This window comes from Paenibacillus urinalis (assembly GCF_028747985.1).
GTDB lineage: Bacteria > Bacillota > Bacilli > Paenibacillales > Paenibacillaceae > Paenibacillus > Paenibacillus urinalis.
Genome location: NZ_CP118108.1, coordinates 4,742,501 through 4,755,863, shown reverse-complemented (window position 1 = coordinate 4,755,863; position 13,363 = coordinate 4,742,501). Strand labels below are relative to the sequence as shown.

General features: G+C 44.7%; 20 protein-coding genes (1 of these 20 only partly in view). 18 read left to right on the top strand and 2 right to left on the bottom strand.

From position 1 onward, the window contains the following. Nucleotides 1-20 precede the first annotated feature (20 nt). The 17 genes from PUW25_RS22120 to PUW25_RS22040 all read left to right on the top strand — a co-directional run bounded on the left by PUW25_RS22120 (nt 21) and on the right by PUW25_RS22040 (nt 11,348). Nucleotides 21-665, top strand: coding sequence for an adenylate kinase (locus PUW25_RS22120; RefSeq protein ID WP_047914071.1), 645 nt, complete (start codon nt 21-23; stop codon nt 663-665). A gap of 5 nt (nt 666-670) precedes the next feature. After that, nucleotides 671-988: a hypothetical protein gene (locus PUW25_RS22115; RefSeq protein WP_274337515.1), complete on the top strand. Its 318-nt coding sequence runs from the start codon at nt 671-673 to the stop codon at nt 986-988. 7 nt (nt 989-995) lie between these two features. Then, nucleotides 996-1,286 carry a KOW domain-containing RNA-binding protein gene (locus PUW25_RS22110; RefSeq protein ID WP_047914070.1) on the top strand — a complete coding sequence of 97 codons (291 nt, stop codon included), beginning with the start codon at nt 996-998 and terminating at the stop codon, nt 1,284-1,286. Nucleotides 1,287-1,305: 19 nt separating this feature from the next. Continuing rightward, nucleotides 1,306-1,521, top strand: coding sequence for a translation initiation factor IF-1 (gene infA / locus PUW25_RS22105; RefSeq protein WP_006212898.1), 216 nt, complete (start codon nt 1,306-1,308; stop codon nt 1,519-1,521). A gap of 159 nt (nt 1,522-1,680) precedes the next feature. After that, entirely contained in the window at nt 1,681-1,794 is a 114-nt protein-coding gene (gene rpmJ / locus PUW25_RS22100) for a 50S ribosomal protein L36 (RefSeq protein ID WP_003333770.1), read from the top strand. Nucleotides 1,795-1,815: 21 nt separating this feature from the next. Next, nucleotides 1,816-2,184 (top strand): 30S ribosomal protein S13, encoded by a 369-nt coding sequence (rpsM, locus tag PUW25_RS22095; protein ID WP_091161615.1) that lies wholly within the window; start codon nt 1,816-1,818, stop codon nt 2,182-2,184. A gap of 19 nt (nt 2,185-2,203) precedes the next feature. Beyond that, nucleotides 2,204-2,599 carry a 30S ribosomal protein S11 gene (gene rpsK / locus PUW25_RS22090; RefSeq protein ID WP_017692100.1) on the top strand — a complete coding sequence of 132 codons (396 nt, stop codon included), beginning with the start codon at nt 2,204-2,206 and terminating at the stop codon, nt 2,597-2,599. 134 nt (nt 2,600-2,733) lie between these two features. Beyond that, a complete protein-coding gene (locus tag PUW25_RS22085; RefSeq protein ID WP_047914068.1) occupies nt 2,734-3,678 on the top strand; it encodes a DNA-directed RNA polymerase subunit alpha in 945 nt (314 codons plus the stop codon). Between the two features lie 33 nt (nt 3,679-3,711). Beyond that, a complete protein-coding gene (gene rplQ, locus PUW25_RS22080; RefSeq protein WP_047914067.1) occupies nt 3,712-4,077 on the top strand; it encodes a 50S ribosomal protein L17 in 366 nt (121 codons plus the stop codon). A 192-nt stretch (nt 4,078-4,269) separates the two neighbouring features. Then, nucleotides 4,270-5,046, top strand: coding sequence for a tRNA pseudouridine(38-40) synthase TruA (gene truA, locus PUW25_RS22075; protein WP_274337513.1), 777 nt, complete (start codon nt 4,270-4,272; stop codon nt 5,044-5,046). 208 nt (nt 5,047-5,254) lie between these two features. After that, nucleotides 5,255-5,692, top strand: coding sequence for a 50S ribosomal protein L13 (gene rplM, locus PUW25_RS22070; protein ID WP_076315714.1), 438 nt, complete (start codon nt 5,255-5,257; stop codon nt 5,690-5,692). Between the two features lie 19 nt (nt 5,693-5,711). Continuing rightward, nucleotides 5,712-6,107: a 30S ribosomal protein S9 gene (gene rpsI / locus PUW25_RS22065; protein ID WP_047914064.1), complete on the top strand. Its 396-nt coding sequence runs from the start codon at nt 5,712-5,714 to the stop codon at nt 6,105-6,107. Between the two features lie 240 nt (nt 6,108-6,347). Further along, nucleotides 6,348-7,016, top strand: a complete 669-nt coding sequence (locus PUW25_RS22060; protein ID WP_047914063.1) for an S-layer homology domain-containing protein — start codon at nt 6,348-6,350, stop codon at nt 7,014-7,016. Nucleotides 7,017-7,347: 331 nt separating this feature from the next. Next, nucleotides 7,348-8,040, top strand: a complete 693-nt coding sequence (locus PUW25_RS22055) for a phosphoadenylyl-sulfate reductase (RefSeq protein ID WP_047914062.1) — start codon at nt 7,348-7,350, stop codon at nt 8,038-8,040. An 81-nt stretch (nt 8,041-8,121) separates the two neighbouring features. Further along, nucleotides 8,122-9,294 carry a sulfate adenylyltransferase gene (gene sat / locus PUW25_RS22050; RefSeq protein WP_047914061.1) on the top strand — a complete coding sequence of 391 codons (1,173 nt, stop codon included), beginning with the start codon at nt 8,122-8,124 and terminating at the stop codon, nt 9,292-9,294. Between the two features lie 88 nt (nt 9,295-9,382). Beyond that, a complete protein-coding gene (gene cwlD, locus PUW25_RS22045) occupies nt 9,383-10,138 on the top strand; it encodes an N-acetylmuramoyl-L-alanine amidase CwlD (protein WP_047914060.1) in 756 nt (251 codons plus the stop codon). An 85-nt stretch (nt 10,139-10,223) separates the two neighbouring features. Beyond that, nucleotides 10,224-11,348, top strand: a complete 1,125-nt coding sequence (locus PUW25_RS22040) for an Mrp/NBP35 family ATP-binding protein (protein ID WP_274337511.1) — start codon at nt 10,224-10,226, stop codon at nt 11,346-11,348. A gap of 109 nt (nt 11,349-11,457) precedes the next feature. Here the strand turns inward: PUW25_RS22040 and gerD are convergent, their stop codons facing one another. Next, a complete protein-coding gene (gene gerD, locus PUW25_RS22035) occupies nt 11,458-12,252 on the bottom strand; it encodes a spore germination lipoprotein GerD (protein WP_047914058.1) in 795 nt (264 codons plus the stop codon). Between the two features lie 126 nt (nt 12,253-12,378). On the opposite strand from gerD, the gene PUW25_RS22030 reads away from it, so the two are divergent. Beyond that, nucleotides 12,379-13,032 carry a KinB-signaling pathway activation protein gene (locus tag PUW25_RS22030; RefSeq protein WP_047914057.1) on the top strand — a complete coding sequence of 218 codons (654 nt, stop codon included), beginning with the start codon at nt 12,379-12,381 and terminating at the stop codon, nt 13,030-13,032. Nucleotides 13,033-13,139: 107 nt separating this feature from the next. Here PUW25_RS22030 and pdaB read toward each other — a convergent pair whose 3' ends face one another. After that, nucleotides 13,140-13,363 carry the 3' end of a polysaccharide deacetylase family sporulation protein PdaB gene (gene pdaB, locus PUW25_RS22025; RefSeq protein ID WP_047914056.1) on the bottom strand. 568 nt of this gene lie beyond the right edge of the window, so 224 of the gene's 792 nt are visible here — the last part of the coding sequence; its start codon lies off the right edge, out of view; the stop codon is at nt 13,140-13,142.

Below are 13,363 nucleotides of genomic sequence, written 5' to 3'. Positions count from 1 at the left end.
CTTGGAGGGAGTGACATAACGTGAACATCTTATTCATGGGCCCTCCTGGGGCAGGAAAAGGGACACAAGCAGAAGCGATTGTTAATGAATTCGGCATTCCTCACATTTCGACAGGCGATGCATTTCGTTTGGCGATTAAGCAAGGAACTCCTATTGGGATTAAAGCTAAAGAATACATGGATCAGGGTAAGCTTGTACCAGACGATGTTACCATAGGTATTGTTGAAGAACGTCTTCAGCAGCCTGATTGTGAGAAGGGCTTCCTGTTGGATGGATTTCCACGGACCATTTCACAAGCAGAAGCACTGGACGGTATTCTGGAACGTTTAAATACTGGTTTGGATCATGTCATCAACTTGAAGGTTGACCGTAACAAATTGCTGGCTCGTCTAACGGGTCGCCGTTTGTGCAAAAATTGCGGTTCTACGTATCATGTTGTTTTTAACCCGCCTAAACAGGAAGGTATTTGTGATAAATGCGGCGGCGAGTTGTATCAGCGTTCTGACGATAACGAAGAGAGCGTAGGTACTCGTCTTGACGAATATATCAACAAAACAGCACCACTCCTCACGTTTTATGAGAACAAAGGTCTTCTGCGTCAAATCGACGGGGAACAGGAAATTCATGCGGTATCGCAAGAGATCGTATCCTTACTGCGGGGTTAATGGTAATGATCATTTGTAAGTCCGATGCAGAACTGGGTTGGAAGAGTGAGACGCGTTTATCCGGTACGCAAGTACAGGAAGATCAGACGGTTCATTATTTATCCCGGGTTTTGACCGGAGAACTTCACCAAATGACTGATCAATATCATCGCAGTCAAGGGGCTGTGTCGTCTTTCACAGGTTATCACGGTTTTCCTGCCAGTATTTGTACTTCAGTCGATGAACCGAAATTGCATGGGTTGCCCAGCTATATTCGATTGTTTGCAATGTCGTATGACGGTCGATCTGTACTCCATTTTTGCGAAGGCGAGATGCGTAGGTGATGAGAAGATGAATGAAGAAATCCCACAAATCGGTCAAATCGTAAAAATCCTTCGAGGCAGGGATGCTGGCCAGTTTGCAGTAGTCATCGCTGTTGAGGACAACAGATATGTATATATTGCTGACGGGGACAAACGCAAGTTTGATGGAGCTAAGAAGAAGAACCTTCTTCATCTGGATCCCCAGCCGATGATCAGCAGCGAGGTTGTAAACAGTATTAACGAAATTGGACGGGTTACGAACGGAAAACTGCGTTATGCAGTCCAGCAGTTCATAAATGCAAGCGAAGTTCAAAGCTGAAGAAGAAAGGAGACTATCTGTGGCCAAAGAAGATGTCATTGAAGTGGAAGGAACGGTTATAGAGCCGCTTCCTAACGCAACGTTCAAAGTAGAGCTTGAAAATGGTCATCAAATTCTAGCTCACGTATCCGGCAAACTGCGGATGCATTTTATCCGCATTCTGACAGGAGATAAAGTGGTTGTTCAGTTATCGCCTTATGATCTAACCAAAGGGCGTATAACTTATCGTAAATAGTAAGGTGCATTTTCTGAAATAACGAATGAGAGTTACAACAGTTTTGCATGTGAATGCAATCTTGGTGTACCCTATGTACAAGAGACTGCTTCCATAGAAGCTGTGGAATGCTTTCGAAGTCAGTTTTACTCATCGTAAAACTTTGAGGAGGTAATCAACATGAAGGTAAGACCTTCTGTAAAACCTATCTGCGAGAAATGCAAAGTCATTCGCCGCAAAGGTAATGTAATGGTCATCTGCGAAAATCCGAAACACAAACAAAAACAAGGTTAATAGAAGGGGGTGTAGCGTAAAATGGCTCGTATAGCTGGTGTGGATTTGCCACGTGACAAACGCGTTGAGATCGCCTTGACTTACATTTTCGGAATCGGTAAAACGACTTCCCAGAAAATTCTGAGCGAAACAGGCATTAGTCCAAATACTCGTGTCCGTGATCTGACGGAAGATGAAGTGAGCAAATTACGTGATGGTATCGACAAATTGGTTAAAGTAGAAGGTGACCTTCGTCGAGAAATTTCTTTAAATATTAAACGTTTGACTGAGATTGGCTGCTACCGCGGTATTCGTCACCGTCGTGGGCTTCCAGTTCGTGGACAACGTACTAAAACAAATGCTCGTACGCGTAAAGGTCCTCGTCGTACTGTAGCAAACAAAAAGAAATAAGAAGGGAGGATAATCTACAATGGCTAAACCGAAAAAAGTCGTACGTACTAAACGTCGTGACCGTAAAAATATTGAGTCTGGCGTGGCACACATCCGTTCCACGTTCAACAACACAATTGTTACCATTACGGATCCACACGGTAACGCTATTTCCTGGGCAAGCTCCGGCGGTCTTGGATTTAGAGGTTCCCGTAAGTCGACTCCGTTCGCAGCTCAAATGGCAGCAGAAACTGCAGCTAAAGCGGCAATGGAACACGGCATGAAAGCAGTCGAAGTTATGGTTAAAGGACCAGGTGCTGGCCGCGAAGCAGCTATCCGCTCTTTGCAAGCTGCAGGTCTGGAAGTTAACCTGATCAAAGACGTAACTCCTGTGCCACATAACGGATGCCGTCCTCCAAAACGTCGTCGTGTCTAATGAGATTTGCCCCCTTAGTGTGGTATAATCCGGCACAATCTGTTAATAATGGTTGTTTAGGCATACTACATGGCTACACTAGATAAGGTAAATGTTTCATATAGGACAGGACGTTTTGAAGGAGGGGTATTGCAGTGATAGAAATCGAAAAGCCGAAAATTGAGACGGTAGACGTCAATGATGATGGCACTTATGGCAAATTTGTGGTGGAACCGTTGGAACGTGGATATGGTACGACGCTGGGCAACTCGCTTCGCCGTATCTTGCTTTCCTCGCTTCCAGGTGCAGCAGTATCATCGGTACAGATCGATGGTGTGTTGCATGAATTTGCTACAGTTCCTGGCGTAATGGAAGACGTAACGGAAATCATTTTGAACCTGAAAGCTTTGTCTTTGAAAATTCATTCGGATGAAGAGAAAGTTCTTGAGATTGATGCTGAAGGTGAAGGGGCTGTAACAGCCGGAGATATTCGTGCGGATAGTGATGTGGAAATCCTTAACCCGGATCTTCATATCGCAACTCTTGGTCCAGGTTCGAGACTACACATGCGTATTTTTGCCAATCGCGGTCGTGGCTACGTCCAAGCGGATCGGAATAAACGCGATGACCAACCGATCGGCGTCATCCCTGTGGATTCCATCTATACCCCGATTGCACGTGTCAACTATGGTGTTGAGAATACGCGTGTTGGTCAAGTAACGAACTATGACAAGCTGACGCTTGAAATTTGGACTGATGGAAGCATTCGTCCAGAAGAAGCAGTTAGTCTTGGCGCCAAAATTTTAACCGAGCACCTGTTCTTGTTCGTTGGTTTGACTGACGAAGCTAAAGATGCAGAGATCATGGTTGAAAAAGAAGAAGACAAAAAAGAAAAAGTACTCGAAATGACGATCGAAGAGCTCGATCTATCTGTTCGATCCTATAACTGCTTGAAGCGTGCGGGTATTAACACGGTTCAGGAATTGACCACTAAGACTGAAGAAGACATGATGAAGGTACGTAACCTTGGTCGCAAATCTTTGGAAGAAGTGCAAGAGAAGCTCGAAGAGCTAGGTTTGGGTCTTCGTACAGAAGAATAGCAAGCGATTGTTTGAAGTGAAGGAGGGGAAAACATGGCATACCAAAAGTTGGGTCGTAACTCCAGTGCTCGTAAAGCATTGTTCCGTGACCTCGTAACGGATCTATTCTTGTACGAGCGTATTCAAACGACTGAAGCAAAAGCGAAAGAGGTTCGTTCTATCGCTGAAAAGCTGATCACCAAAGCGAAGCAAGGGGATCTTCATGCACGTCGTCAAGTGGCTGCTTATGTACGTCGTGAGACGATTGATGGTGAACAGGATGCAATTCAAAAACTGTTTGGCGAAATCGCACCACGTTACGCTGAGCGTCCAGGTGGATACACTCGTATCATGAAACTAGGACCTCGTCGCGGTGACGCTGCGCCTATGGTTTACTTGGAACTGGTAGACCGCGCGTAAATAGTGGCATAAAGTGAGGGAAGGGTGACAGGATTTATATTCTGAACATGCCCTTTTTTTCCTTGCCTCATTGAAGCGACGGTTTGGGGAGGAGCTCCGATAGGAGCTCTTTTTCATTGTAATGAGGATTGGAAGCTGTATGTTTTGACTTAGAAGGCTGTGTGCTTAGTATGGGATAAAGGTGTGAATTCGATGCGGAACATATGTATGAAGGTGAATTATGATGGTACGGATTATTTTGGTTTCCAAACCCAGCCGATCGGGAACACCATTCAGGATCGAATTGAAGAAGCGATCAAATCACTGACAGGTGAGGCGGTCAAAATACATGCATCAGGTCGTACAGACGCTGGAGTGCATGCGATTGGACAGGTTTTTCATTTCCATACTGAATCTATGATTCCGATTGATCGTTGGTGTATGGCGCTGAATGGCAGACTGCCTGAGGACATCATACTCACCGATGCTTACGAAGTTCCGCTTGAGTTTCATTCCAGACGTTCTGCCAAGAGAAAAACATATCGTTACACCATTAATGCCAATCAGTTTCTCGATCTATTTAATAGACGGACGCAGCTGCATCATCCAGGTAATCTGGATATACAAGCGATGCGGGAGAGTCTCCCATACTTGCTTGGGACTCATGACTTTACCTCTTTCGCCTCCCGGCACTCCACCAAGCAATCTCATATCAGGACACTGTATGAGGCAGAGCTTACAGTTGATAGTTCCATGAGCCGCAAAGGCCACCCGAGAGATCAAGGTGTTATACATCTGTTTATTACGGGAAACGGCTTCTTGCAGCATATGGTCCGTATTATTGTCGGTACGATGCTGGAGGTCGGAGAAGGGAAGCGTAAGCCAGAAGAGATGAAGTTGATCTTGGAGGCAGAGGATCGCTCTGCAGCAGGCCCTACGGCGGTTAGCAAAGGGCTGATGCTGTGGAATGTGGAGTATGAGGATTTCTAAAAAAAAACCTCGGATAAATGCCTTGCGAACTGGGCTGCAATCGTGTAATATATAAGTTGTGTTTTCTTAATGGCTTTCCCACAGCCCCAATTAAGTGAACAACCAAAATGCAACACCAATCCATCAAAACAAACAGTTGAACTTAACGAATATAAACGACTAACATTTATGCGTATTATGAACGCGACATTTGAAGGAGGAACTTTTCATGCGTACCACTTATATGGCGAAGCCTAATGAAGTTGAGCGTAATTGGCACATCATTGATGCTGAAGGCAAAACGCTCGGCCGTCTGGCAAGCGAAGCTGCGGCTTTGATTCGCGGTAAACACAAGCCACAATTCACTCCACATGTTGACACTGGCGATTTCGTTGTTGTTATCAATGCAGAGAAAATTGTTCTTACTGGTAAGAAAATGGAGAACAAAAACTACTACCGTCACTCTATGCACCCAGGTGGACTGAAAGTCACTCCTGCTAAAGAGATGGTTAAGAACAAGCCTGAACGTATGATCGAACTCGCTGTACACGGCATGCTTCCTAAGACTCGTATGGGTAACCAAATGAAACTTAGATTGAAAGCATACGCTGGCGCTGAACATCCACATGCAGCACAAAAACCTGAAGTTTACGAACTTCGCGGATAATTAAAAGGAGGACAGTTTCATGGCACAAGTACAATACTATGGGACAGGTCGTCGTAAACATTCGGTAGCACGTGTTCGCCTTGTACCGGGTGAAGGACGCATTGTCATTAACAAACGCGACATCAACGATTATTTCGGCGGTTTGGAAACACTCAAACTGATCGTTAAACAACCACTTGAACTGACTGAAACTTTGGGTAACTACGATGTTCTCGTAATCGCTCATGGTGGTGGTATCACTGGTCAAGCAGGCGCAATCCGTCACGGTATCTCCCGTGCACTTCTGAAAGCTGACCCAGAATACCGTCCAGGTCTGAAAAAAGCAGGCTTCCTGACTCGTGACCCACGTATGAAAGAACGTAAAAAATACGGTCTCAAAGCCGCTCGTCGTGCACCACAGTTCTCGAAACGTTAATATTATCTTGGACTTTCAAGATTACAGCCTCTGGCCATCAGGTCAGAGGTTTTTTATTTTACTTTGCCTATCCTTCTCTAAAGTGTCCGCGCTTATATTCTTTAGTAGCGCATTAGAACAACTTCCTCAATCCCATCCTATGCCATTGCTGCAACCTTCTGAAGGACGTCATCGTTTAGAGTACAAGAAGGAATCCTCTTCTTATAACAACTTAATTTAATTAGAAGGCAGGTTATAACGATGCGACGATTGAATAAAAATGTGATTGGGTTCATGGCGGTTTCTTTAGCTATTACATTAGGTAGTGGCTTAACGTATGCAAATGTCGGCTTCACGGATATTCAAGGTACATATGGGGAAGCGGAGATCCGTTCCTTACAGGAAAGAAGTATCGTCAGAGGGATAGGGAACGGGGAATTTAAGCCTGAGTCCTCCTTATCGACTGCTGAGGCTGTACAATTGATTGCAGGAGGTCTTAAGTCGATTTCTAGCGACAAGAAGGAAGAGCTTAAGTTGGAAGGCGAGACAGTTGAAATGTATAGTGAGGTATGGCTTGAAGGCTGGTATGCAGATGCATTCATAGACTTTAATGACAATGGCCTTTCGGTTCCTGCGGAGCTGACACCATCATCCTCAATAACCAAGGAGCAATATACGGCATTACTCATAGATATGATCGAGAAATACGCCGGTTTGCCGCTGATCAATATCAAGCCTGAGGAAATCTCAGATGCAGATGACATCACACCTGCTTACCAAGGCGCCATTCAGCGCTCATTAGTTTGGGATATTACAGAGCTGGATGATAAGCTTAACTTTTCTCCGAGAGCGGAGATTACACGGGCAGAGGCTTCGGTTATGCTCTTCCATGCACTGGAGTTTTTGAGCAAGCATCCTTATAGGCACTAAATGTACAGTGAAACACGAATCTTCATCGTTTTACCTTAGAAATTGTAAAAGGCTTGTTCTTCTTTAAAGTTAAACTAAACAGACAATGCATTGGGTATTCTTCGGAGCTGCCCGTGTCTACTTCTGAATGGTCACTTTACTAACGAAGAACAGGCTTTTTTTGCATACTTTTTATCAAAAACAAATAAAGTTTCAAAAAAACCTTAAATTCTTAGTAAAAAAGTTGGATTTAGCATTGACTTTCTCCTGGTAAGATTTATACTTAATTGTAATTCATATCTAAATTGTAGGTTTTAATGTAAGGTAGTACACATATGGGAGGCAAGTACAAATGAATTTGTTAGAAAAAGAAGAATTGGCTAGAGTTAAAGCGATCGAGCTCGAGGATGCAACGCCGGAGGATATTATTCGTTTTGCTGTTGAGACATTTCCGAACATCACATTTGCTTGCAGTTTTGGTGCCGAAGATGTTGTCTTGGTTGATATGCTTCAAAAAATCAGTCCTAAATCAGACATATTTTATCTAGATACAGATTTTCATTTTAAAGAAACATATGAGACACGGGATCGTCTTGTAGCTCGTTATCATATTGATTTTGTCAGAGTATCACCAAAGATTACACCCGAAGAGCAAGCGCAGGAGCATGGTGCAGAGCTGTGGAAGTCTGATCCGAATGCATGCTGCAACATTAGAAAGGTAGAGCCTTTGACACGTATCCTATCTCAATATGATGCATGGATTACCGGAATTCGTCGTGACCAGGCACCTACTCGCGCAAATGCAAAGAAAGTAGAGTACGATACGAAATTTGGCCTAATGAAATTCAATCCGATTGCGGGCTGGACGAACGAGGATGTATGGAACTATATTCGGGAGAACAATCTGATCTATAATCCGCTCCATGATCAAAATTACCCAAGTATAGGATGCGAATATTGCACTAGACAGGTAATGCCGGGAGAAGATCCCCGAGCAGGACGCTGGTCAGGTAATGATAAAACGGAGTGTGGATTGCACAAATAAGCGATTCAATTTATTAAATTTAAATAGCTTGCGTAACTTCAAATCATCGTTATAGACAATCGCTCATAAGGAGATGGGTTCATGGCTGCGATATTGCCTCATGGTGGAACACTAGTTAATCGGATTGTAACAGGTGCAGAGCGAGAAGAACAGCTCAAGCAAGCTAAGGAGCTAAGACAGCTGCCCATTACCAATTGGACCATATCGGATTTGGATTTGATTGGTGTGGGTGCATTTTCTCCGTTGACCGGGTTTTTAAATGAAGAGGATTATCAGTCTGTAGTTCATAACATGCGACTTGTAAATGGTACGGTGTGGAGCATTCCGATTACACTTGATGTGAATCCCGAGTATGCAGCATCGTTTGAAATCGGTGAGGTCATTGCTCTAGTAGGTCAGGAAGATAGTGTGATCTATGGGACGCTGACTGTGGAAAGTGTGTATAAGGCAGATCATGAGGTTGAAGCAGTAAAAGTCTATAAAACAAATGATAAAGAACATCCTGGTGTGAAAAAGCTGTTTGAACGCCATACAACTTACGTAGGCGGTTCGATTCAAGTGTTGAATCGTAAGCAGCCAGCGAAGTTCGAAGAATTTTATTATGATCCGGCAGAGACACGTGAACAGTTTGAAGCCAAAGGCTGGAAGACAGTGGTAGGGTTTCAAACACGTAATCCTGTTCACCGTGCACATGAATATATTCAGAAGAGTGCGATGGAGATTGTGGATGCTCTGTTCCTTAATCCACTTGTTGGTGAGACGAAGTCAGATGATGTGCCGGCGGATGTCCGTATGAAGAGTTATCTGGTTCTGCTCGAGAATTACTATCCGGCGAATCGGACTTTCCTGGGTGTATTTCCGGCAGCGATGCGTTATGCAGGTCCGAGGGAAGCGATCTTCCATGCGATGGTCCGCAAGAACTATGGCTGTACTCATTTTATCGTTGGCCGTGATCATGCAGGGGTAGGCGATTATTATGGTACCTATGAGGCCCAGGAGATCTTCACTAATTTTACAGCTGAGGAGCTTGGGATTACTCCGCTATTCTTCGAACACAGCTTCTTCTGTACGAAATGCGGAAATATGGCCTCCAGCAAGACTTGCCCGCATGGCAAAGAGGACCATTTAACATTGTCGGGTACGAAAGTAAGAGGGCTCCTGAGAGAGGGACAATGCCCGCCGCCGGAATTTACGCGCCCGGAAGTAGCGGAAGTGCTGATTGAGGGTATGACGGAGCAGCAGGTAACCACATAATTTAGGTTTGTCCTTATATAAATGAATATTTGTCCACCTCGTCCCATATAGATCATTATGGTCAGTTTGGATCGGAGGTGGCTTTTTTATGCGAAAAAAACGTTCGAATAAGCTCTTGGTGTGGATTCATGTTCGAACCATGAAGAGAGTCCTGCTGGGAGCTCTTCTGCTGGCTCTATTTGTCTGTATCGCTATATATGAGGTACCGGCATCTAAAACGTGGAATTATTGGAGCCTGCCGTTGTCAGGGAAGGTCATTGCTCTGGATGCAGGGCACGGTGGTCCAGACGGGGGAGCCGTGAGCAAGCAAGGGGTTATTGAGAAAGATATCAATTTAGCTGTAGCCTTGTATTTACGGGACTATTTGCAGCAAGCAGGTGCTACTGTGGTCATGACCAGAGAAACAGATGTCGACCTCGCTCCTGAAGATACCAAGGGATATTCCAAACGAAAAACAGAGGATCTGAAGCAGCGTGTAAGAATGATTGAGGATAAGCAGGTGGATATGTTTATTAGCATTCACATGAACAGCATCCCTTCTAATCGCTGGAGCGGAGCACAGGTATTCTATTACCCGAATCATGAAGATAATCCAAACTTTGCTGCACTCATTCAGGACGAGATTAGACGAAACCTAGAGAATACAGATCGAATCGCAAAAACTGTTAACACCGTATATATGCTTCAAGCATTAAAAATGCCGTCTGTGCTTGTTGAGGTGGGCTTTCTGTCACATCCCGAAGAATCCAGACTACTGGCAGAGGATGAGTATCAGCGTAAGGTAGCAGCATCTGTCTACAAAGGAATTTTGAGATATGCCTCAGGGGAAAAAATGAAAAACTAAAATAATGCACCTCAGAGTGTTATAATAGATCTGTACTTGTATAAAAGGAATACATGCCAATAGATAAAGCTGAGGTGCTATCATCATGTTATCAAGAGACCAAGTGCTGGAATTATTATCTGGCATTCAGGAGCCTGTGAGCGGACTTCGGTATGCAGATCTGAACTTTATTCGCGATATCATGGTTAAAGAGGATCGAATCCATTTGACCATGATTTGTTTGACTGAAGATGAAAACGTTCGCAGAACGCTTAAAGATCAGGCAGCCTCTGTACTGCGTCAGGCAGGAGTGAATGAAGTCCATGTGCGGCTTCGCAATGCTTCAGACATGGAGCGAGAAGGCGCGTTAGGGGATAGCAAGAAGAGGAATACAGAAGCAGCAGAACCAACTGATGAAGAAGTGCTGGTCAAAGGACACGCTGCAGGGATGGAGAATAACGATCTCCTAGATCCTGCGTCAGGAGTTCAGTTTATCGCCATTGCAAGCGGCAAAGGCGGAGTCGGCAAATCGACGGTTTCCGTAAACCTGGCTGCTGCCCTCGCGAGGCAGGGGAAGAGAGTAGGAATCATTGATGCGGATATTTACGGCTTCAGCGTTCCCGATATGATGGGGATTGAAGAGGGGCCTGCAGTGGTGGATGGAGCAATTCAGCCTGTGGAGCGTTTCGGTGTCAAAGTGATGTCTATGGGCTTTTTCGTTCAAGAGAACAGTCCAGTTGTCTGGAGAGGCCCGATGCTGGGGAAAATGCTGAGACAGTTCTTCAGTGATGTGAATTGGGGGAGTCTTGATTATATGATCCTTGATTTGCCTCCAGGTACAGGAGACATTGCACTGGATGTACATCAAATGATACCGCAAAGCAAAGAGATTATTGTAACGACACCCCATGCTACAGCAGCCTTTGTTGCGGCGCGAGCTGGAGCGATGGCGATACAGACGCAGCATGACATTCTGGGCGTAATCGAAAATATGGCTTATTATCAATGCGGATCCTGTGGAGAGAAAGATTATGTATTCGGAAGAGGCGGCGGGGGCCGGTTAGCCGAAAGCCTGCATACGGAATTGCTCGCCCAAATTCCACTCGGTAATCCGGATAATCACATTTCTGAGCCTGATTTCTCTCCATCGGTTTATAAGGATCATACAGAGATCGGACAAATGTATAATGATGTTGCAGCAGCGATTATTGATAAGACAACTGTTGAATAGAAATATTGAATAAAAAAACCAAGCCGCACTGATGTCATAGGCCGTCTTATGGACGAGCTAATGCCATGATTGGCTTGGCTTTTTTTATTAGGTTAAGACTCAAATAGGGTTAACTGCTGCCACCAGATCCGCTTTCTCCGCCTTCGCCGCCGCTTTCATTCCCGCCTTCACCACCGCCGCCGCCTTCGCCGCCGCCACCTTCGCCTTGAGCTCCCCCAGCGCCTTCACTTTGTTTAGGCTGCAGCTCCTCTTTGACAACGGCCTGCAGCAGCTCCATAACTTCCATACGGAAGAGTGGATTCTGCATAGCTTCCTGCATGACACTCATCGTCTGTTTGCGATAATCAGCACTTTGAGTGAGCTCCAGCATCATTTTTTGCATTTCAGGAGATTTCAGCATATCCTCCATCGACTTTTGGTACGTAGGGTCCTTAATAAGCTCCATGTGAATTTGCTTGCTCTGGGCGTTAACCACCTTGGCAAATTCTCCTGCAAATTTCGGGTCCTTCATGATCTCTTCAAATTCCTTCTTGTACTCAGGGGAGGAGAGGGTGTCTTTGACCGCAAGACGAATATCCTCACTTGATCCGCCTGAAGTAAGCATTCGAATACCAAAGCTTCCTGAAGCAGAGCCTCCGCCTGATCCTGAACCAGATCCGCCTCCGGATCCTGATTCTTCTTCCGAACCGCCCTCACCGCCGCCGCTTCCTGTACTGCTTTGACCAAGAAGGGCTTCCTCCATTGCTTTTTTACCTTCATCGCTTTTCAAAATATCAACGACCATCGTCTTCATTTCTTTATAACTGCCGCCTTGGGATCCAGAGCTTTGATCAGACCCGCATCCGGATAAAAGGGTGGCCATACCGCCTACCAAACACAAGTAACGTAAATTATGCCATTTCACGCGCCTCACAGCCCCTTTTTAAGATACTGATTGTAGTATGAGGGGAATACACGATAATTATGTCCGATAAGCCATGGTTTTTTATTGAGAAGGTTGGTAAAATAAAGACTCGGAGGTGGAAAAGGTTTGAATTTAAGGAAATGGTTTTATTTATTTTGGCGAACCTTATGTGTCGGGGGAATTGCTTCACTGATTACAGGCTTTATTCTTACGACCGGTGATTATGTATCCTCAGGAACAGCGGATTATCTTTTGTATCTGGTTATTCTGTTCGGCTCGGGCATGATGATCAGCTTGTACTCACAGCTTGGTTTTTTTGCTTATTTGATCTTGAACTATATGGGACGAGGCACCTTTTCTCAAAAAACATGGACTTATATTCAGCTTGCCTTAACAGCCCTTGCCTTGCTCGAATTAATGTTTTTCCGGATATTCATGAACGAAGGAAATGGAGCATCGGACCTTATCCTCGGCATCATTATTCTATTGACCGCTGTTGTAACCGCTTATTTTAAAGTGAGAGCTACCAATAATCATGCCCTTATACCGACATTATTTTTCATGATTGCATTGACAATTGTTGAGACAATCGGAGTGCTTAGCATAGGGGATCATTCAGCTACTGCCTTTACCGTTATTCCACTTCTGGCCTGCAATACATATCAAATTCTAATGCTGCACCGCATTGCACCAGCGTCAAGTGACGCATCAAGCAATCATACGGCAGACAGTAAGCCGGTCGGAGGGAAGACATCAAGCATGAATACGTCTGTAAATTGAAAAAAATGCCAAAGAGCTAACCGGGGTTAGCTCTTTTATTTTATATTCAAGTGTTCATCTGCCGATCACTAGGTCGAGCAAATTATTGCAAAAATAGAGCAGCAGTGTTAAAGCTGTGTATCGTTCATCGCTTGATCGCGTACTTCGGCACCTTTAACATTAGATTGATTGATCAATTCGGATACAGTAACGAACTCATATCCTTTTTGACGTAGCTGCTCGATAATTTGAGGAAGGGCTTCATGGGTTTGTTTAACAGAATCACTGGCATGCAGGAGTACAATATCTCCAGGATGAGCTTTACTTACAACACGATCTACGATTTGGTCGA